18 protein-coding genes and 1 pseudogene are annotated in these 24015 nt (G+C 60.6%); 11 read left to right on the plus strand and 8 right to left on the minus strand.

Annotated features, from left to right (window positions below; genetic code table 11):
- Window positions 1-60 precede the first annotated feature (60 nt).
- The 6 genes and pseudogenes from HP062_RS05285 to HP062_RS05310 form a co-directional block, all read right to left on the minus strand.
- Window positions 61-1244 (minus strand): annotated as a pseudogene (locus tag HP062_RS05285) (patatin-like phospholipase family protein).
- A 102-nt stretch (window positions 1245-1346) separates the two neighbouring features.
- Entirely contained in the window at window positions 1347-1811 is a 465-nt protein-coding gene (locus HP062_RS05290) for a MaoC family dehydratase (protein ID WP_154911704.1), read from the minus strand.
- A 21-nt stretch (window positions 1812-1832) separates the two neighbouring features.
- On the minus strand, window positions 1833-2564 hold the full coding sequence (locus HP062_RS05295; protein WP_154911703.1) for a hypothetical protein: 732 nt from the start codon (window positions 2562-2564) through the stop codon (window positions 1833-1835).
- A complete protein-coding gene (locus tag HP062_RS05300; RefSeq protein ID WP_083376750.1) occupies window positions 2561-3649 on the minus strand; it encodes an AI-2E family transporter in 1089 nt (362 codons plus the stop codon). The genes HP062_RS05295 and HP062_RS05300 overlap by 4 nt, the downstream gene beginning before the upstream one ends.
- Window positions 3650-3727: 78 nt before the next feature.
- Window positions 3728-4363 (minus strand): response regulator transcription factor, encoded by a 636-nt coding sequence (locus tag HP062_RS05305; RefSeq protein ID WP_010460308.1) that lies wholly within the window; start codon window positions 4361-4363, stop codon window positions 3728-3730.
- Between the two features lie 4 nt (window positions 4364-4367).
- A complete protein-coding gene (locus HP062_RS05310; RefSeq protein WP_172791003.1) occupies window positions 4368-6644 on the minus strand; it encodes a PAS domain S-box protein in 2277 nt (758 codons plus the stop codon).
- Between the two features lie 231 nt (window positions 6645-6875).
- Here HP062_RS05310 and HP062_RS05315 point away from each other — a divergent pair, with 231 nt between their 5' ends.
- From HP062_RS05315 to phaR, 6 genes are all read left to right on the plus strand, one after another.
- Complete coding sequence (locus HP062_RS05315) at window positions 6876-8498, plus strand: acyl-CoA synthetase (RefSeq protein WP_172791004.1); 1623 nt, start codon at window positions 6876-6878, stop codon at window positions 8496-8498.
- Between the two features lie 121 nt (window positions 8499-8619).
- The gene (locus HP062_RS05320) at window positions 8620-8946 is read left to right on the plus strand and encodes a DUF485 domain-containing protein (RefSeq protein WP_010460314.1); all 327 of its coding nucleotides are present in this window, start codon (window positions 8620-8622) and stop codon (window positions 8944-8946) included.
- The gene (locus tag HP062_RS05325; protein ID WP_010460315.1) at window positions 8946-10616 is read left to right on the plus strand and encodes a cation acetate symporter; all 1671 of its coding nucleotides are present in this window, start codon (window positions 8946-8948) and stop codon (window positions 10614-10616) included. Before HP062_RS05320 ends, HP062_RS05325 begins: the two co-directional genes overlap by 1 nt.
- A gap of 63 nt (window positions 10617-10679) precedes the next feature.
- A complete protein-coding gene (locus HP062_RS05330) occupies window positions 10680-12452 on the plus strand; it encodes an acyl-CoA dehydrogenase C-terminal domain-containing protein (RefSeq protein ID WP_083376747.1) in 1773 nt (590 codons plus the stop codon).
- A 128-nt stretch (window positions 12453-12580) separates the two neighbouring features.
- Window positions 12581-13849 (plus strand): OprD family porin, encoded by a 1269-nt coding sequence (locus tag HP062_RS05335; RefSeq protein ID WP_010460319.1) that lies wholly within the window; start codon window positions 12581-12583, stop codon window positions 13847-13849.
- A 185-nt stretch (window positions 13850-14034) separates the two neighbouring features.
- On the plus strand, window positions 14035-14583 hold the full coding sequence (phaR, locus tag HP062_RS05340) for a polyhydroxyalkanoate synthesis repressor PhaR (RefSeq protein ID WP_010460321.1): 549 nt from the start codon (window positions 14035-14037) through the stop codon (window positions 14581-14583).
- A 38-nt stretch (window positions 14584-14621) separates the two neighbouring features.
- Here phaR and phaP read toward each other — a convergent pair whose 3' ends face one another.
- Window positions 14622-15179, minus strand: a complete 558-nt coding sequence (gene phaP / locus HP062_RS05345; RefSeq protein WP_172791005.1) for a TIGR01841 family phasin — start codon at window positions 15177-15179, stop codon at window positions 14622-14624.
- Window positions 15180-15421: 242 nt separating this feature from the next.
- On the opposite strand from phaP, the gene HP062_RS05350 reads away from it, so the two are divergent.
- On the plus strand, window positions 15422-17890 hold the full coding sequence (locus tag HP062_RS05350) for a DUF3141 domain-containing protein (RefSeq protein ID WP_172791006.1): 2469 nt from the start codon (window positions 15422-15424) through the stop codon (window positions 17888-17890).
- 181 nt (window positions 17891-18071) lie between these two features.
- Here HP062_RS05350 and HP062_RS05355 read toward each other — a convergent pair whose 3' ends face one another.
- A complete protein-coding gene (locus HP062_RS05355; protein ID WP_010460330.1) occupies window positions 18072-19109 on the minus strand; it encodes an AraC family transcriptional regulator in 1038 nt (345 codons plus the stop codon).
- Window positions 19110-19390: 281 nt separating this feature from the next.
- Between HP062_RS05355 and phbB the strand changes: the two genes are divergently transcribed.
- From phbB to HP062_RS05375, 4 genes are all read left to right on the plus strand, one after another.
- On the plus strand, window positions 19391-20137 hold the full coding sequence (gene phbB / locus HP062_RS05360; RefSeq protein ID WP_010460332.1) for an acetoacetyl-CoA reductase: 747 nt from the start codon (window positions 19391-19393) through the stop codon (window positions 20135-20137).
- A 57-nt stretch (window positions 20138-20194) separates the two neighbouring features.
- On the plus strand, window positions 20195-21373 hold the full coding sequence (locus HP062_RS05365; protein ID WP_172791007.1) for an acetyl-CoA C-acetyltransferase: 1179 nt from the start codon (window positions 20195-20197) through the stop codon (window positions 21371-21373).
- 99 nt (window positions 21374-21472) lie between these two features.
- Complete coding sequence (gene phaC, locus HP062_RS05370) at window positions 21473-23176, plus strand: class I poly(R)-hydroxyalkanoic acid synthase (protein ID WP_172791008.1); 1704 nt, start codon at window positions 21473-21475, stop codon at window positions 23174-23176.
- Window positions 23177-23320: 144 nt separating this feature from the next.
- Window positions 23321-23974, plus strand: coding sequence for a hydrolase (locus tag HP062_RS05375; protein WP_010460339.1), 654 nt, complete (start codon window positions 23321-23323; stop codon window positions 23972-23974).
- The last annotated feature ends 41 nt before the right edge of the window (window positions 23975-24015 follow it).

The following is a 24015-nucleotide window of genomic DNA, read 5'->3' on the forward strand; positions in this document are numbered from 1 at the left end:
CATGAAATTATATTTTTATAATTTCATGAAAAACTACAGCATAAATTTCATGCAGGCAACTCAGGTGTGCGGCGATTTATGCCACGGGTAGCCTTGCGCGCTAAGTTGAAAGGCGTAATCGAACAGACGCTTCATGTACTCGCCATCGAATTTCTGATTGCGCGGGCAGATAAAATCCGCGCCGATGTACGCCAGATTGAAATCTGCGCCGTCCTGCTGGGCGATCCGGTAAATGTGATTGAGGTCGCTGATCCCTTGAGTCTGGATCAAGGTGCTGATGGCTCGCCCGCCAATGCTCAAGGTCCGGCGCTTGGTACCGGACCACTGCGGTTCCAGTTTGCCATTGCGAATGACATAGAAATGCCGGGCACGGCGGATACGCGCGCCGGCCACGCTGTTCAACGCCATCACGGTGCCCGGCGGGTAAAGGAACACCTGAGTGAGGACGCCTCCGTCCACGTGCATTTCCTGAAACTGTTGGCCGTCGACCTCCACATCGATCATGACCGGTGAAACGGCACCGGGAATGCTCATCGACGCGATCATGATGTTGCGAAACAGGTGCAGCGCGCCCGGTGCTCCGCTGGAAGCAATCGCGCCCATGTTCCAGGTGACGGGCCGTCCGGCATCGAGGTCGGTGGTGCCGATCATCAGCAGTCGTCCCTTGGCGTATTGCGCAGCGATGGCCGCTAACACGTCGGCGGTGATGTACTTGGCAATGAGGCGCGCCAGGGGCTTGCTGTCCGCAATGCCGTCGCTGGCCAGGCGGGTCAGCACACTTCGCGCATGGAACACATCTTTCGGACCGATTGCGCTGCAGATCCCCAGAATGACCGGGTCATACTCAGGCCCCAGGTAAGCGAACGGTGCGACCAGGGCACCTGCGCTGATGCCGGTGACGACTTTGAAAGGAGGTCGACTCCCATGCAAGCTCCAGCCGGCGATGATGCCCGCCGCGAAGGTGCCGGCGTCGCCGCCCCCGAAATGGCCAGGTAGTAAGCCAGTGGCAGCGCATCGGTCGGCAACTCTGTGTCGGCGAGCGCCTCGACCTCGCGATCGTTGGCCAGGCTCGCATCCACAATGAACGCCGTCAGGTCCCGGTCCAGCCAGTAGCGCGCATTCGGGATGCCCGGAATGACTGCTTGTTCCGTCAGGTCTTGCGGCACCGCATCACGGCGTTGCAGGCACCCTTCACGCAACATGTTCATTGTTGAGGCGCTGGGCCTGGGCAGAAATGGTTTCACGACGCCTCCTCCGGTCCCTGCCATCGACAGAGCGCACTCGACTGACTCGGTGAAAACTGGCCTCCGCCATCATGCGCGCCCCCTAAAACCCATGACTTCTTTTCAGTCAAGCGGCGGTCTCCTGAAGACCAACAATTTGCCGGTGGCTCTCTGCACCACCTTGTCATTCTGATTGAGGGTCTCCATGAACATCGTCACTACGCCCCGGTCGGGCTTGGAGCTGGACGGGTCGATGGCGTGCACGGTGCATTGCAGGCGCAACAGGTCATTGGGGTAAGTCGGTGTCGGCCAGCTCAGCTCGATGCCCAACCCGATGATGCCGTCCGCCAACGGCACGCTGTCCACCAGCAGCTTCATGGTCAGGGCGGCGGTGTTCCAGCCGCTGGCGGCCAGGCCGCGGAACAGGCTCAACTCGGCAGCTTCAGGGTCGAGATGAAACGGTTGCGGGTCGTACTCCTGGGCGAAGGCCAGCATCGACGCTCGATGGACGCGCACGCTGTCGCTTTCGAACTGCTGACCCAGGCTCAGGTCATCGAGGTAGAGTTTTTCCCAGGCATGTACGGTCATGATTGTTCCCTGCGCAGCGCATCAGGAATAGCCGATTTCGCTGAGATCGATGGCTACCAGCAAGGCATCCATGTCAGCCAGGCCGTCCTTCCCGCGTCGGTAGGCACGACGCTTGCCGGGCATGCGCAGCCCGTCAGCCTCGATGTAGTCAGACACATATTGGGTGGCAGGCATACCACCACTGACATCCACGTTGTAGTCGTGTCGCCGCAGCAGGAAGTCTTCACCGAAGTAGAAATCCTGTACGGCGCAGTGCGTGGCGATGCTTTCGGGAAAGTGCACCCGCAAACGGCGCCAGCGCTCGGTTGCTTCTTGCCAGGGTTCGATTTCCTCGGTCACCACACCCGGCCACTTGAACAGAAAAGGCATGGTCAGGTAGGACCAAAGCGCATACCCGTTGAAGTACGCGCGATGCAGCGGATCCCACGGGGTGTTTTCGGTGTGGTCGCCAAAGGATTCCCGGGGCGCCCGGCGCTCGGCGATCACCTGCCCGTCGGTGGCTTCGATGGCGATTCGATCGGGTGAATAGGCTGTCCGTTTATCCGGGCCACCGAAGGGGGTTACCGAGGCTTTCTGTTCATGCAGCCAAACGGTCATCTGGCGAGGGGCGCTGTCTTGGGTCAGCCCTTTCGCGGCCCAGAGCGAGCCGCCGGTCACCAGGGTGGCGCGCACAGTGTTGAAGCTGTTCCAGCGGTCCAGACCGCCATGGGCGATCAGCACCTGATCCAGCAGTGGATGATCCTGCGCATTCACAGTGGCGGCCCTCCTGTTTCCGATGGTCGATCCTGCACCCACTGCCAGAATAATTGATAGCCGACGGCAAGGACCACTGGCCCGATGAACAGCCCGATGATGCCACTGGTGACCATGCCGCCCAACGCACCAATCAACACCACCGGCATCGGCACGTCGACACCGCGCCCCAGCAACAAGGGCTTGAGGACGTTGTCCACCAGGCCGGCAATGAACACATAGATGGCGAAAATAATGGTCGCGGTGCTGGCGCCTTCGGTGGCAAAGACGAAGGCAATCACCGGTAGCGTAATCAGCGTCACCGGCAATTGCATGATGCCGAGCAGCAGCACCGCCAAGGCCAGCAGACCGGCACCGGGGATGCCCTTGAAGACAAAGCCGAGGCCCACCAGCAGCATCTGGATGAACGCGATGCCGACCACGCCCAACGCCACCGCACGGATGGTGGCGGTGCACAGTTCAGCGATTTTCGGGCCCCGTGCCGGACCGCTGACTCTGGAGGCAATCTGGACCGCGGCGCGACTGCCGCCTTCGCCATGGGCCATGAAAATCCCGGCAATGATCAAGGCGAAGATGAACGTCAGGAAACCCATGCCGACACCCGCGAGTTTACCCAACAGGCCCAGGCTGACGTGTTTGATTTGCGGTACGTATTTGGCGGTCAGCTCGGGAAGATTGGTGGAGGCTTGAAGCCACAGATCAGAGAGTGGCCGGCCCACCAACGGCCAACTGGCAACTGATTCGGCCGGCGGTGGAATGTGAAAACCACCGCCCTTGACGACGTCCATCGCCCGTTCGACCGAATCGGCAATCGAGGTACCCAGCAGGTAGATCGGCACCATCAGGATGACGATGGCGATCAGAATGATCAGCGTCGCGACGTGCCCGGGTTTGTGGCTCCCCCTGAGTCGCTCTTGCAGCGGATAGAGGGTGATCGCCAGGATCAGCGACCACAACATCAAGTCGCGGAACGGGCTGAATATCTGGAAACAGAAAAGTACCAGCACCGCGATCAACCCGGCACGAATCATTACATCGAGCAGGGTGCGGCTCAGCGTTTTCTCGGTAAAGGGTGTGGGCTCCACGGGTGGCTCCTTGCAGATCACTGCAACGGTAGCGGATCGGTTAGCCCAGCATAGACGCTCAATACACGGCGTGAGGCCTCAACGCAATTTCAGTGGATCGACCAGTCCGGCGGCAATGGCCATGCCCACCAGGTCCGGCAGGTTGCTGGCCTGCATGCGCTTCATCACGCGTGAGCGATACAGGTCGACGGTTTTTGCGCTGACGCCCAGTTGCTCGGCGATTTCCCGAGTGGTGTAACCCTGCACCAGCGGCAGCAAGACATCGCGCTCGCGGGGGGTCAGTGTCAGCAAACGGGCTTGCAAGGCGTCATGGCCCTGATTACCCGAACGGTTGGCCGCGCAGTTGCTCAGCGCCTGTTGCACGCTGTCCAGCAACAACTGCTCGTTATAAGGTTTTTCGATGAAGTCATGGGCGCCTGCCTTGAACGCGCGCACCACGATGGGCACATCGGCGTGGCCGCTGACGAAGATGATCGGCAGGTTCAACTCCCGAGCGCGCATTTCTTCCTGCACGTTCAACCCGCCCATGCCGGGCATGCGCACATCCAGCAGCACGCAGGCGTCGAGCGTGGCATCGCAGGCGCTGAGAAACTCCACGCCACTGGTAAAGGGCAAGGCCTTGAGCCCGACCGATTCCAACAGCCAGACCGTTGAATCGAGCATGCCCTGGTCATCGTCGACCACATACACCACGTGCTCAGTCACACCTGCCATTGCGTTATTCCTGTTGTTGTTTTGTTGGGCCGGCAAGCGGCAAGCGGCAACCCATCAGCAGCCCGACCGGTTGGCGCCGGGCCTGCAATTCACCGCCGAAACCTTCGATGATGCTGCGGCTCATGGACAAGCCAAGGCCCAGGCCATCGGCCTTGCTGGTATAGAACGGGGTAAATATCTGCTCCAGTTCGGGCTCACTGACGCCCGGCCCCTGGTCTTGCACACGGATTTCCACGGTGGCACCACCACCCTGCTCCGCCGTCATCACGATCAGCGAGGGCTGCCCCGGATGTTGTTCGCGATTGGCGTCGATGGCATTGCGCAACAGATTGAGCAGCACTTGCTCCAGCAACACCCGGTCGGCATAAACGGGCGGCAGATTATCCGGCAGTCGATCCTCGATTGTCACTTGGCAATTGCTCGCTTCCCAGGCACACAAACGCACGGCCTCACGGGCGACGTCGGTAAAATTCAGGGCCTGCATGCGCCGCTGCCCCTTGCGCAGAAACGCCCGTAACCGCTTGATCACTTCCGAGGCATGGGTGGCGTGATGGGTGATGCGTTGCAGCCCTTTCGCCACGCGTTCGGCGGCCTCGGGGTTGGTGTCGAGCGTCTGTAAATAGCGTTGACTGGCATTGGCGTAATTGACCACGGCGGCCAACGGCTGGTTGATTTCGTGGGCAATGCCCGAGGCCAGCTCGCCGAGCGTGACCAGTCGCGCCGTGTGTGCCAATTCGTCTTGATGGCGGCGCTGTTGTACCTCGCGCAACTCGCGCTCGGTCATGTCCCGCGCCACCAAAGAGTAATAGCGCTCGCCGCCGGCCGAACGGTGCGCCAGCAGCACCAGCGACACCGGCACCGACGTGCCGCCACCGGGCGGTTGCAACCGTGCATCGGTGCTCCACACGCCGTCGCGTTCGGCGCTGCTCCAGCCGTCACGTTGCAGGCGCGTCAGGTCAGCGCTGGCAAACAGCTGCGCCAGGGCCGGCATCGGTTGTTGCTCGTCGATATCGAGGATGCGCCGTGCGGCCGGGTTGAGGTAAGTGACTTGCCCGTCAGGGTCGATGAACAACACCGGATCGGTGTTGGCCTCGACCACTTCCGCCAGGCGCCGCTTGTTCTCTTCGGCCTGTACCCGGGCCGTGATGTCCCGGGACACACTGACCACCTCGACCACCGCGCCGGTGTAGGTTTCACGAATCGCCCGGCTGGCGGTTTCGAACCAGAGGTAATGCCCGGCGCGGTGGCGAATGCGGTACGTCATGGTGTGATAACCGTCCTGCTCCAGCGCGTCCCGCGCACGCTGCACCAGGTTGGCGAGGTCCTGGCCGTGAAACAGGCCCTGGGCCATTTGCCCGCGCAACTCTTCGGGCCAGTAGCCAAGCAATGTCCAGGATGCCGGCGAGGCATCGAGAAAACGCCCGTCCGGGGTGTGCCGGGAAATCAGGTCGGTGGTGTTCTCGATGATCAGCCGGTACAGCCGCCGTGCCGTGGCGGCTTCGCGTTCGGCCAATACTTGTACCGTGGCGTCGCGGCAACGGGCGAGCACGCGGTTGTCCTGGGGATCGGGGATAAACGTCCAGATCAGAATCTGCGCCTCGAACTGGGCTTCGACCCCTTCGATGGCACGTTGCTGGTCGAGGCAGGCACGCACCAACACCCGATGATTGACCGGCAAAAAGCCCAACACCTCGGTCAGCGGCTTTTCCGCGAGCAGGGCCAGCAGCGCGGCATTGAACTCCAGCGGTCGGCCCTGCGCATCGAGCAACAGACTCGGTTGTGGGTCGTGCCCCACCAGCGGCGACCCCCGCAGCATGCCGTTGACGCTGCTGAGCAAGGTGGTCAACAAATCCTGCACCCAACCCAGCCAGTCCAGACTCACGCCGTCGCAGACTTCCACCAGCAACAGGCCTGACTGCCCCGCCTGCAAGGCCAGATCAAACACTTGGCCATGGCTGATGGCTGCGCGGCGTAATCGGCCGGACAGCCAGCAATCGAGTTGCCGCACCTGGGCCAGGTCCAGGCGCCCGGTCTCGCCCAGCCGATCAAACAGCAGCTGATCGCTGGCCAGCGACGGATCGCCAAGGCCCGGCGGGAAATGCTGGGCGGCGCCTTCGTGGCTGTAAATTCGCGCGGTGGGTTGCCAACTCAGGTAAACCGCCCGCCGCACCTCGGGACATTCCTGCAGCGCACGGCACAACGCATCCGCCCGAGCGGCCAGGGACACGCCCTCGCGCTGCAGGCGCAACCAGCTGTGCAATCGAACGGGAGTCAGGGTCATCACAGGTCCGCATTGTCGGGGGAGCCAAGAATATACCGGCGCTAGAGGTATCGCCGCATTCATTTGGAAGCAGAAGAATCAAATATAGTACATCTACTATACTGCGTAGGTTGTACTTCCATATCCATGGCAGATTGTTATATAAAGCACACCGGACATAAAGGATGACCTCAGCGGCTACGCTGAACAGGCCCATCCATAGAGCTAACAATCAGCCACCGAGTACCCGTCATGTCGATCTATGAACAAGGGCTAGGCCCTTCGGCTGTCAATCACATTGCTTTGTCGCCGCTCAGCTTCATCGAACGCACTGCCAGCGTTTACCCCCACTACCCCGCCGTGATCCACGGTTCGATCCGTCGTACCTGGGCGCAGACCTACACCCGTTGCCGGCGTCTGGCCTCGGCGCTGGCGGGTCGCGGCATCGGCAAGAACGACACGGTGGCGGTGATGCTGCCCAACATTCCCGAGATGCTTGAAGTGCATTTTGGCGTGCCGATGATCGGCGCCGTGCTCAACCCGCTCAACGTGCGCCTGGATGCCGAAGCCATTGCCTTCATGCTGCAGCATGGTGAAGCCAAGGTGCTGATCACCGACCGTGAATTCCATGACGTGATTCACGCGGCCATCGGCATGCTCGATCACCCGCCGCTGGTCATCGACGTCAATGACCCGGAATACGGCGAAGGCAAGGCCGTCAGCGACCTGGATTATGAAGCGCTGCTGGCCGAAGGCGATCCGGATTACGCCTGGCAATGGCCGGACAACGAGTGGCAAGCCATCTCGCTGAACTACACCTCAGGCACCACCGGCAACCCGAAAGGTGTGGTCTACCACCATCGCGGCGCGTACCTGAACTCGCTGGGTAACCAGATGACCTGGGCCATGGGCAACCATCCGGTCTACCTCTGGACCCTGCCGATGTTCCACTGCAACGGTTGGTGCTACCCGTGGATCATCACCGCCATGGCCGGTGTGCATGTGTTCCTGCGCCGGGTCGATCCGCAGAAAATCCTCACGCTGATTCGCGAGCATCAAATCACGCACCTGTGTGCTGCGCCTATCGTGCTCAATGCATTGGTCAACATGCCGGAATCGGCGAAAGCGGCCATCGACCATCCGGTCAACGCCATGGTTGCCGGTGCTGCACCGCCCGCCAAAGTGATCGGCGCCGTGGAAGAAATGGGCATCAAGGTCACGCACGTCTATGGCCTGACCGAAACCTACGGTCCGGTGACGCTCTGCGCCTGGCATGCCGAATGGGATGAGTTACCGCTGGACGAACGGGCACAGATCAAATCCCGTCAGGGCGTGCGCTACCCGACGCTTGAAGGTGTGATGGTCGGCGACTCAAAGACGCTGGAACCTACCCCACGGGACGGTCAGACCATCGGTGAGATCTTCATGCGCGGCAACACCGTGATGAAGGGCTACCTGAAAAACCCGACCGCCACCGCCGAAGCATTCGAAGGCGGCTGGTTCCACACCGGTGACCTGGCGGTGTGTCATCCCAATGGTTATGTCGAGATCAGGGACCGACTCAAGGACATCATCATTTCCGGCGGCGAGAACATTTCCACCATCGAACTGGAAGGCGTGCTGTATCGCCATCCGGGTGTGATGGAAGCAGCCGTGGTTGCCCGTCCCGATGAAAAATGGGGAGAAACGCCGTGTGCGTTCATCACCTTGAAGGCCGACCACCAGGACGTTCGCGAGGCCGACATCATCAGTTTCTGCCGCGAGCATCTGGCGGGCTTCAAAGTCCCGCGCACGGTGATCTTCACCCTGTTGCCGAAAACGTCCACCGGCAAAATCCAGAAGTACGTCCTGCGCGACAGGGCTAAAGCGCTCTAACCCGAACCGACGTTTTACCCACCCGGCGGCAGGTGTTTCATCTGCCGCTTCGGGCTCGTGCAGGCCGAATTCGGCCCTGCCCTGCCCCCAGACACATAACAAAAACAATGTGGAGCCACCCATGATCGACATCCATTCAACCGATACCCAACGTTGTGAACGCATTCGGACCAATCCGAAATTCCTTCAATTGGTGAGCAGCCGTTCGCGCCTGGCCTGGTCGCTGAGTGCCGCCGTGCTGGGCACTTACTACGGATTCATGCTGGTGGTGGCGTTTGCCCCGCAATGGCTGCATGCGCCAGTCGCCGAGCATCGGATGTTGACCCTGGGCATGCCGGTGGGTGCGGCGATCATCATTTTTTCCTGGCTGCTGACCGGTTGGTATGTCTACCGCGCCAACACGCGTTTCGATGCACTGGGCGCCGCCATTCTCGAGGAGAGCAAGTGATGAACCTGCTGCGTAAGCTCATCCTCGCCGCTGCCGGCCTGTTGCCGGCCTCCATCGTCCTCGCCGCCCCGACAATGGGCGCAGTGGAAAAACAACCGCTGAACCTGCATGCGATCGGCATGTTCTTTGTCTTCGTGCTGGGCACCCTGGCGATTACCTGGTGGGCCGCACGGCAAACCAAATCCACGTCGGACTTCTACACCGCTGGCGGTGGTATTACCGGGTTCCAGAACGGCCTGGCAATTGCCGGTGACTACATGTCCGCCGCCACGCTGCTGGGGCTGTCCAGCCTGGTGTTTGCCAAGGGCTACGATGGCTTCATCTACACCATCGGCTTCTTTGTCGGCTGGCCGATCATCACCTTCCTGATGGCCGAGCGCCTGCGCAACCTGGGCCGCTACACCTTCGCCGACATCGTTTCCTATCGACTCGACCAGAACAAGGTGCGGATCTTCGCCGCGTTCGGTTCGCTGACGGTGGTGTGCTGCTACCTGATCGTGCAGATGGTCGGGGCCGGTCAGTTGATCAAGTTGCTGTTCGGTCTCGACTACCCGGTTGCGGTGGTGATCGTCGGTGCATTGATGCTGGTCTACGTGATCTTCGGCGGCATGATTGCCACCACCTGGGTGCAAATCATCAAAGCTGTGCTGCTGCTCGCCGGCGGAACCACCCTGGCGGTGATGGCCATGTCGCAGTTTGGTTTCAGCTATGAAACCCTGGCCGACAAAGCCGTCCAGGCCCATGCCAGCGGCTGGAACATCATGGGGCCAGGCTCGATGCTCGCCGACCCGATCAACACCGCGTCGATGTCGTTGGGCCTGGTGTTCGGTATTGCCGGTCTGCCGCACATTTTGATGCGTTTCTTCACCGTGCCGAACGCCAAGGAAGCGCGCAAGTCGGTGTTCTACGCCACAGGCTTTATCGGTTTCTTCTTCCTGGTGGTCTGCACCCTGGGCTTTGCCGCGATGGTCATCATCGGCACCGACCCGCAGTACTACGTCAACGGTGAAGTCGGCGGCGCCCTGATCGGCGGCGGCAACATGGTTGCCATGCACCTGGCCAAAGCAGTGGGCGGCAACCTGTTCTTCGGTTTCCTCTCGGCCGTGGCCTTCGCCACCATTCTGGCGGTCGTCTCCGGACTGGCCCTGGCCGGTGCCTCGGCGATTTCCCATGACCTCTACGCCACGGTGTTCAAGAAAGGCAAGGCCAGCCAGAAACAGGAAATGCGCGTGACGCGCATGGCGACGGTAGGCCTGGGCATCATCGCGATTCTGTTGGGCATTCTGTTCGAGAAGATGAACGTCGCGTTTCTGGTAGGCCTGACCTTCGGCATTGCCGCGTCGACCAACTTCCCGGTGCTGATCATGGCCATGTACTGGAAAGGCCTGACCACCAAAGGCGCGATCCTCGGCGGTTTTGCCGGCCTGATCTGCGCACTGGTGCTGGTGATCCTGTCGCCAGCGGTCTGGGTCACCGTGCTCGGTCACGCTCACGCGATCTTCCCCTACGACCACCCGGCGCTGTTCTCCATGCCGCTGGCGTTCTTCGTGATCGTCGTGGTGTCGAAACTCGACCGCAGCGTGCGCGCCGACAAGGAGCGTGACGCCTACGCCGACCAGTTCGTTCGCGCCCAGACCGGCCTCGGCGCCGCCAGCGCTTCCGCTCATTGATTGAAAGGGCACGGTCTGCCGTAACGGCGCCGTGCCCACCGCACACCTTTTGAGGTTCACGTTATGCCCGAATTCAACGCCCCGCTGCGCGACATGCGCTTTGTGCTGCACGAAGTGTTCGATGCCCCGGCCCTGTGGGCGCGCTTGCCGGCCCTGGCCGACACGGTCGACGCCGCCACCGCTGACGCCATTCTTGAGGAAGCGGCGAAAGTCACCTCGCACCTGATTGCGCCGTTGAATCGCAGCGGCGACGAAGAAGGCGCCCAGTGGCTCGATGGCCAGGTCAGCACGCCGATCGGCTTCAAACAGGCTTATGCCACCTTCATCGAAGGCGGCTGGGTGGGCCTGTCCGGTAACGCCGATTTCGGCGGCATGGGCATGCCGAAGATGCTTGCCGTGCAGTTCGAAGAAATGCTCTACGGCGCCAACTCAAGCTTCGCCCTGTATTCGGCCTTGAGTTCCGGGGCCTGCCTGGCGCTGGATGCCCACGCCAGCGAGACCCTGAAAAATCTGTATTTGCCACCGATGTATGAAGGCCGCTGGGCTGGTTCCATGTGCTTGACCGAAGCGCATGCCGGCACTGATCTGGGGATCATCCGCACCCGCGCCGAACCCCGGGCCGACGGCAGTTTCAGCATCACCGGCAGCAAGATCTTCATCACCGGTGGCGATCAGGACCTGACGGAAAACATCATCCATCTGGTGCTGGCCAAGCTGCCGGATGCGCCAGCCGGACCAAAAGGGATCTCGCTGTTCGTCGTGCCCAAGGTGCTGGTCAATGCCGACGGTTCCCTTGGCGACGCCAATGCCGTGAGCTGCGGTTCGATCGAACACAAGATGGGCATCAAGGCTTCGGCCACCTGCGTGATGAACTTTGACGGCGCCAGCGGTTGGCTGGTCGGCGAAGCCAACAAAGGCTTGGCGGCGATGTTCACCATGATGAACTACGAGCGCCTGTCCATCGGCATTCAGGGCATCGGCTGTGCGCAAGCGTCCTATCAGAGCGCCGTGGCTTATGCTCGTGAACGTGTGCAGAGCCGCGCACCGACCGGCGCGATGGCCCCGGACAAAGTGGCTGATCCGATCATCGTCCACCCCGATGTGCGCCGCATGTTGCTGAGCATGAAAGCCATGACCGAAGGTGGCCGCGCGTTTGCCAGTTACGTCGGTCAACAACTGGACCTGGCGAAGTTCTCCGATGACGCCCAGGAGCGCGACAGCGCACAAACCCTGGTCGCGCTGCTGACACCAGTGGCCAAGGCGTTCTTCACCGACACGGGTCTGGAAAGCTGCATCAACGGCCAGCAAGTGTTCGGCGGCCATGGCTACATCCGTGAATGGGGCCAGGAGCAGTTGGTCCGTGACGTGCGCATCGCGCAGATCTACGAAGGCACCAACGGCATTCAGGCGCTGGACCTGCTCGGCCGCAAAGTGTTGGCCGACAGCGGCTTCGCGCTGCGTCAATTCACCGGGGAGATACGTCGTTTCGCCCATCAGCCTGACGCGCCCTACTCCGTGCAACTGTTCGATGCCGTGCAGCGTCTGGAAAACCTGAGTGACTGGCTGCAAGACCAGGCCGCCACCAACCGCAACGAAATCGGCGCGGCTTCGGTCGAGTATTTGCACCTGTTCGGTTACGTCGCCTACGCCTGGCTCTGGGCGCGCATGGCCCAGGTCGCGAAGAAAAAACTCAGCGAGGACCCCAAGTTCTATGGCGCGAAGATCGCCACCGCCGATTTCTACATCCGTCGCCTGCTTCCGCGCACATTGAGCCTGGAGCATTCCATTCTCGCCGGCAGCGCCTCGTTGTACGGCCTGAGCGCCGAACAGTTCTAACGATTGAACCGACGCGGCGCCACGCTCCTCTCGATTCGGCGTCCGCGTTTTTTTATTGATAAGCCCTCGTCCACCCGGCGAGGGCCGCGGGACCTGTCTTTCCATAATAAAAACAAAGGGGCTTCACCATGGACCGCAACACCCGCATCCTCGCTACCCGACTATTGCTGGCCGGCGGCGTCATCAGCCTCTCGGCCCCCGCCGCGGCTGACTTTGTCAAAGACAGCAAGGCCAGCCTTGAGCTGCGCAACTTCTATTTCAATCGGGATTATCGCCAGGACAACGCCGCCCAATCCAAACAAGAGGAATGGGCTCAGGGTTTCCTGCTGCGCTATGAGTCGGGCTTCACCGACGGTTTGGTCGGTGTCGGTTTCGATGCCATCGGCCTGGTCGGCGTCAAGCTTGATTCGAGTCCTGACCGCGCCGGTTCCGGCCTGCTCAAACGCCATCGCGACACGAGCAAAGGCGCTCAGGACGAGTACGGCGAACTGGGATTGACCGCCAAACTGCGCGCCTCCAAAAGCACCCTGAAACTCGGCACGCTGCTGCCGAAGTTGCCGACGGTACTGGCCAACGATTCACGGCTGTTGCCACAAACCTTCAAGGGCGGTCAATTGAACTCGCTGGAGATTGAAGGCTTGACCGTGGATGCCGGGCGGCTAACCCAGGTCAATCAGCGTGACTCCTCGGACTACGAGGACATGGGCATCACCCGGACCGGCGCCAAAGGCATCACCACGCGGCACCTCGACAGCGACAGCTTTGATTTCGCCAGCCTGAACTACAAATGGACCAGCAACCTCGCCACCGGCTACAGCTACGGCCACCTCGACAATTTCTACAGCCAGCACCTGGTGAACCTGACCTACGTGATGCCGGTAACGACGGGGCAATCGTTCAAGACTGACCTGCGCTTTGCCCGCTCCACGGATGATGGCGGCAGCAATGTCGACAACAATGCGATTGGCGCCATGTTCACCTACAGCCTCGGCGGTCACGCGTTTGGCCTGGGTTATCAAGGCATGAGCGGCGACACCGGTTTTGCCTACATCAACGGCACCGATGCGTTTCTGGTGAACTTCGTGCAGATCGGTGACTTCGCAAGCAAGGATGAAAAATCCTGGCAGGCGCGTTACGACTACAACTTTGCAGCCATGGGTGTGCCGGGGCTGACCTTCATGACCCGCTATATCACTGGCGACAATATCGACCTGGGCGGCAACCGTCCCGAAGGCAAGGAATGGGAGCGTGACACCGACATTGGTTATGTCGTGCAGAGCGGTCCGCTGAAGAATGTCGGGGTGAAATGGCGTAATGCGACAGTGCGTTCGACCAACTTCGGCAGCGATCTGGATGAGAATCGCTTGATTGTCAGCTACACCCTGCCGATCTGGTAACGATTCAGGCTTCACAAGGGGGACTCGCTTGGCGGCGCAGTTCCCCTTTTTGTTGTGGATTTTCGCTGAGATGGCGAGCCTCTTCGCGAGCAGGCTCGCCCCCACAAGGGGAACGCGGTCAACGGTAGGAGCGAGCCTGCTCGCGAAGGCGGCCTCAAAGGCGCCAAACATGAGAGTAGGTTAAGATGCCTGCAAACCAGGCCCGCCGCGAGACGCCCCGCATGACTGATACCACCCCCCGCCTGATCAAGAAATACCCCAATCGCCGACTCTACGACACCCACACCAGCAGTCATTTGACGCTGGCGGATGTGCGCCAACTGGTCGTCGATAAAGTTGCGTTTAAGGTGGTCGATGCCAAGAGCGGCGAAGACCTGACGCGCAGTATCCTGCTGCAAGTGATTCTGGAAGCCGAAAGCGGCGGCGAGCCGATCTTCACCAGCGAGATGCTGATGGGGATTATCCAGTTCTACGGTCCGTACCAGGGTGTGCTCGGCAGCTACCTGGATAAAAGCATCCAGACCGTCATCGACATCCAGTCCCAGACCGGCGCGCAGTCATCCGAAGCCTGGAGCGACTTCATGCATCAACAGGCCCCGGTCATGCAGGACCTGATGCGCCAGTATGTCGACCAGTCCAAGGCCTTGTACCTCAATACCCAGAACCTGTTCGGCATGTTTGGCGCCAAGCCCGGCACCGATAAAGGGCCGAAAAAAAATGGCGATGGGGAATAAACCCATCGCCATCGTTTGTGCCGCTGGCCTGAAATGACTTACTTGTTACCGCTGGTGGCCTTGGCGCTCGCTTCTGGTGCTGCTTTGGTGGCGGCGTCAAAATTGCTCTGAGCCACATCGGAAGCCTGTTTCACGGCTTTCTGTGCGCTTTCAAACACGGTACTGGCATTGGCAAGGCCCGACTTGAATGCAGCCACGACAGGCTCGGAGCCGGCCGGTGCATTCTTGCTGATCGATTCAACAAACTCATTGACCTGCTGGGTGCCCGCCTCGACCTGACTCGACGTCAGTTTGGCGATGTCCGACTGCGTGCCCACGATCAGCGCTTGAACCTGACGATTGAACTCGGCCAGACGTTCGGCCTGCGCGCTCGGCTGGGTAAACGATGCCTGCAAATCGGCAAAACCTTGTGGATCACGCACGGCCAGCAGCTTGCGCACGCCTTCGAAGTGCTCTTCGGTGGAGTCGCGCAGTGCCTTGAACTGCAACTGGCTCAGCTGTTCAACGCTGGCGAAGACTTTGCCGCTGATCTGCTGCAAAAGATCGAGGTTGGCTTTCTGAGCGGTTTGCAGTTTTTCCGAATTGAAAAAAGACATGCTTTATCTCCTGGTTCTGGAAGGCCCGGATGGGCCTGAGGACGCGATAGCGATCCTGCCAGACATCGCGTTAGCCTTGATATTGCAGTGCACAAAACTATTTGGCAACGGCTATTTTGTGCGGCGCACAATAAAGTTCGCTTCCTTGACCGTTATTCCCTATACACTCGTGAAAATCGAACGACCGGCTTGATTGCTATTAGTCAGGGCAACGTTCCCACGCATGGCGTCAGGAGTTCACGATGGGTCAGGAAGAAAATATTGCGCTGCAAGATAAAGGGCTTTCGACTGCGTCCGGTGTGTTCGAGCACCTGAACCATCTGCAGCGCCTCAATACCCGCAACGTTATTGACGCCGTGCAACAGCGCCAGGCCAAAACCTACGCACCTTCAAGTCTTGAACAACTCAAGCAGCCGACCGCCGCTGACTGGCAGGAATACTTCACCGACCTTGGCCAACGCAGCGTGCTGTTCTGGGACACCTTGCGTCAGCGCGGCGACAACACCCTGGCCCACGAACGCGCCGGGTATCCGCTGCTGCTCAAGTTCAACCATGAAACCCTGATTGCCGGTGAAGACCTGCCGCGCCCGGTCAACTACTCGCTGCTGCAGATCATCGCGGGCCCCGGGCAACAGCTCGACAGCAAAAAGCAGCCGGTGATCATCATCGACCCACGCGGCGGCCACGGCTCGGGGATCGGTGGCTTCAAACAGGATTCGGTCATCGGCGAAAGCCTGCGCGCCGGCCACCCGACCTATTTCATTTCGTTCAGCCATTCGCCACGCCCCGGGCAAACCCTAGCGGACATCGTTGCAGCCCAGGCGCGGTTTATCGAAGAGGTCAGCGCGCGACACCCCGCCAGCACCAAACCCGTGGTGATCGGCAACTGCCAGGCCGGCTGGGCCTTGATGGGCCTGGCGGCGACCCGTCCGGAACTGCCGGGACTGATCATCGTCAATGGCGCGCCGTTGTCCTACTGGGCGGGCGTCAATGGGCGCAATCCGATGCGCTACACCGGCGGTTTGCTGGGCGGTGGCTGGATGGCACGCCTGGGCAGCGACTTGGGCAATGACCGTTTCGACGGCACTTGGCTGGTGAGCAATTTCGAAAGCCTCGACCCGGCCAACACCTGGTGGGGCAAGTACTACCACCTGTTCAGCGAAGTCGACAGCGAGGCCCCGCGCTTCCTGGATTTCGAACGCTGGTGGGGCAGCCCCACCCTGCTCAATGGCGAAGAGATCGAGATGATTGTCGATGACCTGTTCATCGGCAACCAACTGTCCGGCGGCCTCGGGCGCAAGAGCAGCGGGCTCGACCTCAAACGCATCGAAGTGCCGGTGGTGGTGTTCTGTTCCTATGGCGACAACATCACCTCGCCCCAGCAAGCACTGGACTGGATCACCGACGTCTACCCCAGCGATCTCGCCCTGCAAAATGCCGGTCGCACCATCGTTTACCTGCGGCACGCGAGCATTGGCCATCTGGGCATCTTTGTTTCCGGCGAAGTCGCGCGGCGTGAGCACCGGGAGTTGTTGGGCGCCGTCGACGCGATCAACGAACTGCCGGGCGGGCTCTATGAAATGCTCATCGAGGACCTGCCGGAACATTCGCCAACACCCTATGCCGTGCGTTTCGAGCGACGACGTATCGCCGACATCCACGGTGACGTGCAGTCGCCCCGTGACGACGATCGCGAATTCGCGCTGGTCGAGCGTGCCTCTGATTTCAACAACACCCTTTACGACGGGTTTGTAAGACCGTGGTTGCGCCAGTTGATCAACGAGCCGACCGCCGAGCTGATGCGCAAGGCCCACCCGTTTCACCAGCAACAGGTGATGTGGAACAGTTTGAACCCGGCGCTCTGGTGGTTGGCAGGCAGTGCCTCCCAGGTGAGCAAGAACCGTCAGCCGGCAAACCTGTCCAATCCGTTGCTGGCCTGGCAGGCATTGTTTTCCAACCAGATACAGGATGCCTTGAACGGCTATCGGGACCTGCGTGATGCCGCTCAGGAAATGAGCTTTTACGGCGTGTATGGCGTGCTCAACAGCCTTACCGGCAACGTACCGGCTCGCAATCTCCAGGCGCATGCCGAGCAGCACGATAAAGTCCTGATCGACCGCCTTCAGGACGCCCTGCCCCTCGGCGGCTTGATGGAAGCCTTGATCCGGATCCTGTTCCTGCTGGGCCGCGACAGCGACGAACCGGGCAAGCAAAGCGTCGAGAAACTCATCCTGCAATTGCAGGTGCTGCTGCAGGACTACAGCGCCGAGCCGCTGGACTTGCGCGAAACCCTGCGCCTGCAAAAACTGCTGGTCGCCACCCATCCGCAGGAAAGCCTGCAAAGTCTGCCCCTGATGCTGGCTGAGGTCGAAGAACGCCAGCAAGTGCTGGCCGCCGTCGCCAACATGCTGCCAGAACTGCTGACCAGCGGCGCAGACAATCCGTTCTGGTGTGAGCTGCACACGCTGCTCGACGTGCCACTGCCGGGGTTCAACCTGACTCAACCTCCGGGCGCAGCCGATGTTGTCGAGGAGGAAACCCCGACGACAACCCCGGAGCCGATCAAGCCGAACACCGCGGTCGTCGCACCAGAGCCCGCCAAACAAAGCGCCCCCGTGGTCGTCGTTGAGCCGATTGCTCCGGGAGCGCTGACAAAAACGCGCAAACCCGCGAAGGGCAAAAAAGCCGCGAAGAAACCTCCTGCTCCCTGATGAGTAACTTGTGGGAGCGAGCCTATGTGTGTGGCGAGGGAGCTTGCTCCCGCTCGGCTGCGAAGCAGTCGCATAGCTTTTGGGGCCGCTTCGCGACCCAGCGGGAGCAAGCTCCCTCGCCACAAAAGCGCGCTCCCACAAAGGGTTCGTTGTCGACAAAATGTTAGAGCAGTTCACCGCGTCACACTGGCGCGGCTTCCTGGATCTCGAACGATTCATCGGACCGATACTGCCCCGGCGTCATGCCAAACCAGCGGCTACAGGCTTTGTTGAAGCTGCTGTGGTCATGAAAGCCAAGGAGATAGGCGACATGCTTCATGTTGAAGTGAGAATGGCGCAGGTAGAAATCAGCGAGTTGCCGGCGCACCGCGCTCAGCACGTCCTTGAACTGTGTCCCTTCCTTTTCCAGCGCTCGTTGCAGCGTTCGCTTGCTGATGTTCAAGGCCGCCGCAATCGATTCCATGTCGCATTGCCCCTGGCCCTGACTCAGGCGCTCGGTAATCAGCGCGCGAATTCGCCCGACAATGCAAAAACCAAACAGCAGGTCCAGTTGCGCCTCGGCAAAACTGTCATGCAGCACCGCCAGCGTTTCGTTGGCCATGCTCAACGGTCGCATCAATTCCTGCCCGTCAAACAAAATGCTGTCGTAAGGCGCGTTGAACTGCAGATTGCAGCCAAACAGCCGTCGATGCTCGGTGGTGTCTTCGGGTTCTGGATAGGTGAATTCGACGCTCAAGGGTTGCGGTGCGTTGCCGCCCGCCAGCTTGCGGCAGAACCCCAACAACGACGCCAGCCCGGCATCGGTGTATTGGCGCGGTTTGACCGAACCCTGCTGCTGATGATCGAGCCCGGACAACCGGTAATGTTGCTGTTCGGCGGTAAAGAAAAGGCTGAACCCGGTGCCAATCAGCGGACTGAAACGGACCAGGCGTTCGAGGGCGTTTTTCAGATTCAGGCTGGACATCATGGTGTAGCCGATGATCTGAAAGCTGCCGGGGTGGAAACTGCCATAGGCCCTCAAGCCAATGTCCTGATCGCCCGAGGCTTCGGCGGCCAGCTCCCAGAGTCGATAGATGGCCTTTCGCTCGCAAAACGCACCTGGTTGGTCCGCGAGGTCAATGTCTAGTCCAGCCTCCCGACACAGACTGGCAACATCCAGTCCTTGGGCCGAGAGCGTATTGACCAGCACGCTGGCATAGCCTGAACTCATTTTATACATGGCGTCCTCAATGACCTGTGGAACCGGACATCCTGTCCGGAGCCGTGACTGATCTGAAATAAATCAAATATTAACGAGTGGTTCCGTTGCCAATATTGATCCCAGTATAGGTAATCCTCATTTTTCGCCACTGTTCCCGGCCATTCGTCGCCCGGATGCAACTAAACCGGCCATGGCGCCTTTGGACACCAGCCCGTCACCTCCAAACACTTCCGCATCCCCCGCCAATACCGAACAATCGCCCATCTTGCAGCGCAAAACAAAAAAGAGGAACGGAGCTTATGAAGTCGCTTGGTCGTATTGCGTTGGTCACAGGTGGTATGGGTGGGATTGGTACGGCGATCAGCCAGCGCCTGTACAAGGAAGGGTTCAAAGTCATCGTCGGTTGCAGCTCGGATTCCGCCCGCAAAAACGACTGGATTGCCGGCCAATTGGCAGCCGGTTATCAGTTCGAATGCATCTACGGCGACATCACCGATTGGGAGTCGACGCGCAAGGCCTTCGAGATGGCGCGGGAACAATTCGGCCCGATCGATGTGCTGGTCAACAACGCCGGCATCACCCGGGATGCCTCCTTCCGCAAGCTGACGCCCGAGGACTGGAATGCCGTGATCGGCACCAACTTGAGCGGCATGTTCAACACCACCAAGCAGGTGATTGAAGGAATGTTGGCCAAGGGCTGGGGACGGGTCATCAATATCTCCTCGATCAACGGCCAACGAGGCCAGTTCGGCCAGACCAACTACAGCGCGGCCAAGGCCGGCATCCATGGCTTCACCATGGCCCTGGCGCGGGAAGTGTCCGGCAAGGGCGTGACCGTCAACACCGTCTCCCCGGGCTACATCCAGACCAGCATGACCGCGGCCATCCGCCCGGACATCCTCGACACCATGATCGCCGCCACCCCCGTCGGGCGCCTCGGCCAACCCGAAGAAATCGCCTCGATCGTCGCCTGGCTGGCCTCCGATGAATCGGGCTACAGCACCGGCGCTGATTTCTCGGTGAACGGCGGCATGAACATGCAGTAGACCGATCAGGGCAAGGACGCCCTGCTCCCGCTCGACAACATCTTAATGAGGTCACGCATGAACGAAGTCGTAATCGTTGCCGCTACACGTACCGCCATCGGCAGTTTTCAAGGGGCCTTGTCCGCGATTCCAGCCACTGAACTGGGCGCAGCGGTGATCCGCCGTCTGCTGGAAGAAACCGGCCTGGACGGCACGCAGATTGATGAAGTGATTCTTGGCCAGGTGCTCACCGCAGGCGCGGGGCAAAATCCGGCACGCCAGACGGCAATCAAGGCTGGCCTGCCCTTCACCACCCCTGCCCTGACGCTGAACAAGGTCTGCGGCTCGGGCCTCAAGGCTGTGCAACTGGCGGTCCAGGCGATCCGCTGCGGCGACGCCGAGCTGGTGATTGCCGGCGGTCAGGAAAACATGAGCCTGGCGCCTTATGTGCTGCCCAAGGTACGCACCGGTTTGCGTCTGGGTCATGCGCAGTTGCAAGACAGCGTGATTCAGGACGGTTTGTGGGACGCCTTCAACGACTACCACATGGGCATCACCGCTGAAAATCTGGCCACGCAGTACAGCGTCAGCCGCGAAGATCAGGACGCCTTCGCCGCCGCCTCGCAACAGAAAGCAGCTGCCGCCATCGAAGCGGGCTACTTCAAGGGGCAAATCACCCCGATCCTGATCCCTCAGCGCAAGGGCGATCCGCTGGTGTTCGACACGGATGAACAACCGCGCCCGGGCGGCACGCTGCAAGCGTTGAGCAACCTTAAACCGGCGTTCAAGAAAGACGGCAGCGTGACCGCCGGCAATTCGTCGACTCTCAACGATGGTGCCGCCGTGTTGCTGCTGGCCAGCGCCGCCAAGGCCCAGGCCCTCGGCTTGCCGGTGCTGGCGCGCATCAAGGCTTACGCCAGTGCGGGCGTCGACCCGTCGATCATGGGCATCGGCCCGGTCCCGGCCACCCGTCTGGTGCTGGAAAAAGCCGGCTGGAGCCTGGACGACCTCGACCTGATCGAAGCCAACGAAGCGTTCGCCGCGCAATCGCTGGCGGTTGGCAAGGAACTGGGTTGGGACACCGCCAAGGTCAACGTCAACGGTGGCGCGATTGCGTTGGGGCATCCGATCGGCGCGTCGGGCGCGCGGATTCTGGTGTCGTTGGTGCACGAGCTCATTCGCCGTGACGGCAAAAAAGGCCTGGCCACGTTGTGCATCGGTGGCGGCCAAGGTGTCAGCCTGGTCATAGAACGATAACAAGAATCACAGGACTGCTTGCTTGACTGCTGACGCGGTGCCGAATGGCGGCACCGCGGTTTTTTTCTGCCCGGTTTACCGATGTGGGCAAGGAGTTCCATGGACAATAACGCGCACACCTTCAACACCTTCTGGTCAGGCCAGGTCCCGTTCATTGCCTCCTTTGCAGTGCAACAATTACGCTTGTGGGTGAGCACCAATCCTTGGTTCACCGGCCAGGAATACGAGAAGTGGTTTGACCTGCCACGCACCACACTGGAAAGCCTGCAAGCCGAGTATCAAACCCAATGGGGTGATCTGGGCCAGAGGCTGCTGACCGGCCAGCCGTTTTCCTTTGAAGATCGACGTTTTTCCAGTGGCAACTGGAGCACACCGCTGTTCGGCTCCCTCGCGGCGTTCTATCTGCTCAATGCCGGTTTTCTGCTGAAGCTGCTCGATAAACTGCCGATCAAAGACAAGAAACCCCGCCAGCGTCTGCTGTATCTGGTGGAGCAAGCGATTGCCGCCGGGGCGCCCAGCAACTTTCTGGCGAGCAACCCCGATGCCTTGCAACGCGTCGTCGACACTCAGGGCGGCAGCCTGTTCACCGGCCTGTTGCACCTGGCCAGCGACCTGCAAGAAGGCAAGATGCGTCAGTGCGACAGCGGCGCTTTCAAGGTCGGCGTGGATCTGGCCAACACCCCCGGCGAAGTGGTGTTCGAGAACGAACTGTTCCAGTTGATTCAGTACTACCCGCAAAGCGAAACCCAGTACCGGCGCCCGGTGTTCATCGTCCCGCCGTCGATCAACAAGTACTACATCCTCGACCTGCGCCCGGACAACTCGATGGTTCGCCATCTGCTGCAACAAGGCCACCCGGTGTTCCTGATGTCGTGGCGCAACTTCGATCAGGCGCACGCCGGCACCACCTGGGATGACCTGATCGACACCGGCATCATCAAAGGCCTGCAAGTGACCCGCGAGATCAGCGGCGAACAACGCCCCAATTGCGTGGGTTTCTGCATCGGCGGCACGCTGTTGAGTTCGGCGCTGGCGGTACTGGCGGCGCGCGGCGACAAGGACATTGGCAGCGTGAGCCTGTTGACCACCTTCCTCGATTACCTCGACACCGGCCCCATCGACATCTTCGTCGACGAACAACTGGTGGCCTACCGCGAGCGCACCATCGGTGGTCAGGAGGGCCCCATCGGCCTGTTCAAGGGCGAGGACATGGGCAACACCTTCTCGCTGCTGCGCCCGAATGATTTGTGGTGGAACTACAACGTCGACAAATACCTCAAGGGCCAGAAACCCATCCCCCTCGACTTGCTGTTCTGGAACAACGACAGCACCAACCTTCCGGGGCCGATGTACTGCTGGTATCTGCGTCACACCTACCTGCAGAACGACCTGAAATCCGGTCAGCTGGACTGCTGCGGGGTCAAGCTCAACCTGCGCGCCATCGATGCACCGGCGTACATCCTCGCCACCCACGACGATCACATCGTGCCGTGGCGCAGCGCTTATGCCAGCACCCAATTGCTCTCCGGGACCAAGCGCTTTGTGCTGGGTGCCTCAGGGCACATCGCCGGGGTGATCAACCCGCCGGCCAGGGAAAAACGCCATTACTGGACCAACAATCGAGTGTCGAAGGATCCCGACACCTGGTTCATGAATGCCCAGGAACAGGCCGGCAGCTGGTGGAATGACTGGTTTGTCTGGCTGGCAGACCAGGCCGGCGAGCGTCAGCCTTCGGTGTCGCACATCGGCAACGCGAACTTCCCGGCGCTGGAATCGGCACCCGGGCGTTATGTGATGCAATGACCGACAGCCCCGCGCACTGACCGATATTGCGCGGGGCCGTTCTTCTGGCGTCCTCGCAAATAACCAAACACAGCACATCGCTTCAATATTCCCGCCTGAATCTGCGCAACCATGGCCTCCTCACTCACCCGTAAGGACCTCGCCATGGCCATCGCCAAAGCTGCTCCCGGCAAAACCCTGCTGACCCCGACCGACCACACCCTGATCATGATTGATCACCAATCGCAGATGTCCTTCGCGACCAAGTCGATCGACGCCGTCACCCTGCGCAACAACGCAGCCCTCGTGGCCAAGGCCGCGCGCGGCTTCAAAGTCTCGACCATCCTGACCACTGTCGCCGAGAAGAGCTTTTCCGGGCCGATCTTCGACGAAATCAAGTCGGTGTTTCCGGAACACAACGTCATCGACCGCACCAGCATGAACACCTGGGAAGACGAGCGCATCGCCGTCGAAGTCAACAAATTCGGCAAACAGAAAATCGTCCTCGCCGGCCTGTGGACCTCGGTGTGCATCGTCGGCCCGGCGCTGTCGGCCATCGACCAGGGTTTTGAGGTCTACGTGATTGCCGACGCCTGTGGCGACGTCAGCACCGAAGCCCATGAAATGGCCATGCAGCGCATGATCCAGATCGGCGCCCGTCCAATGACCTCGCTGCAATACCTGCTCGAACTGCAACGCGACTGGGCACGTACCGAAACCTATGAAGAAACCGTGAAAACCTCGATTGCCAACGGTGGTTCCTACGGTCTTGGCCTGATCTACGCCAAAACAATGTTCGGTGCCTCGGAAGGCCATTAAGCGGTCCTCCTCTGAAAAGCGAGCGACTGCGGACCCTCCGC

Source organism: Pseudomonas sp. B14-6, from assembly GCF_013260315.1.
Lineage (GTDB): Bacteria > Pseudomonadota > Gammaproteobacteria > Pseudomonadales > Pseudomonadaceae > Aquipseudomonas > Aquipseudomonas mandelii.

Bases quoted from the DNA above. Each gene is read 5' to 3' on its own strand.
- phaP (WP_172791005.1), bottom strand. From the start codon at position 15,179: ATGTCTTTTTTCAATTCGGAAAAACTGCAAACCGCTCAGAAAGCCAAC.
- phaR (WP_010460321.1), top strand. From the start codon at position 14,035: ATGCCTGCAAACCAGGCCCGCCGCGAGACGCCCCGCATGACTGATACC.
- HP062_RS05375 (WP_010460339.1), top strand. From the start codon at position 23,321: ATGGCCATCGCCAAAGCTGCTCCCGGCAAAACCCTGCTGACCCCGACC.
- phaC (WP_172791008.1), top strand. From the start codon at position 21,473: ATGGACAATAACGCGCACACCTTCAACACCTTCTGGTCAGGCCAGGTC.
- HP062_RS05320 (WP_010460314.1), top strand. From the start codon at position 8,620: ATGATCGACATCCATTCAACCGATACCCAACGTTGTGAACGCATTCGG.
- HP062_RS05350 (WP_172791006.1), top strand. From the start codon at position 15,422: ATGGGTCAGGAAGAAAATATTGCGCTGCAAGATAAAGGGCTTTCGACT.
- HP062_RS05305 (WP_010460308.1), bottom strand. From the start codon at position 4,363: ATGGCAGGTGTGACTGAGCACGTGGTGTATGTGGTCGACGATGACCAG.
- HP062_RS05330 (WP_083376747.1), top strand. From the start codon at position 10,680: ATGCCCGAATTCAACGCCCCGCTGCGCGACATGCGCTTTGTGCTGCAC.
- phbB (WP_010460332.1), top strand. From the start codon at position 19,391: ATGAAGTCGCTTGGTCGTATTGCGTTGGTCACAGGTGGTATGGGTGGG.
- HP062_RS05325 (WP_010460315.1), top strand. From the start codon at position 8,946: ATGAACCTGCTGCGTAAGCTCATCCTCGCCGCTGCCGGCCTGTTGCCG.
- HP062_RS05355 (WP_010460330.1), bottom strand. From the start codon at position 19,109: ATGTATAAAATGAGTTCAGGCTATGCCAGCGTGCTGGTCAATACGCTC.
- HP062_RS05290 (WP_154911704.1), bottom strand. From the start codon at position 1,811: ATGACCGTACATGCCTGGGAAAAACTCTACCTCGATGACCTGAGCCTG.
- HP062_RS05315 (WP_172791004.1), top strand. From the start codon at position 6,876: ATGTCGATCTATGAACAAGGGCTAGGCCCTTCGGCTGTCAATCACATT.
- HP062_RS05310 (WP_172791003.1), bottom strand. From the start codon at position 6,644: ATGACCCTGACTCCCGTTCGATTGCACAGCTGGTTGCGCCTGCAGCGC.
- HP062_RS05365 (WP_172791007.1), top strand. From the start codon at position 20,195: ATGAACGAAGTCGTAATCGTTGCCGCTACACGTACCGCCATCGGCAGT.
- HP062_RS05335 (WP_010460319.1), top strand. From the start codon at position 12,581: ATGGACCGCAACACCCGCATCCTCGCTACCCGACTATTGCTGGCCGGC.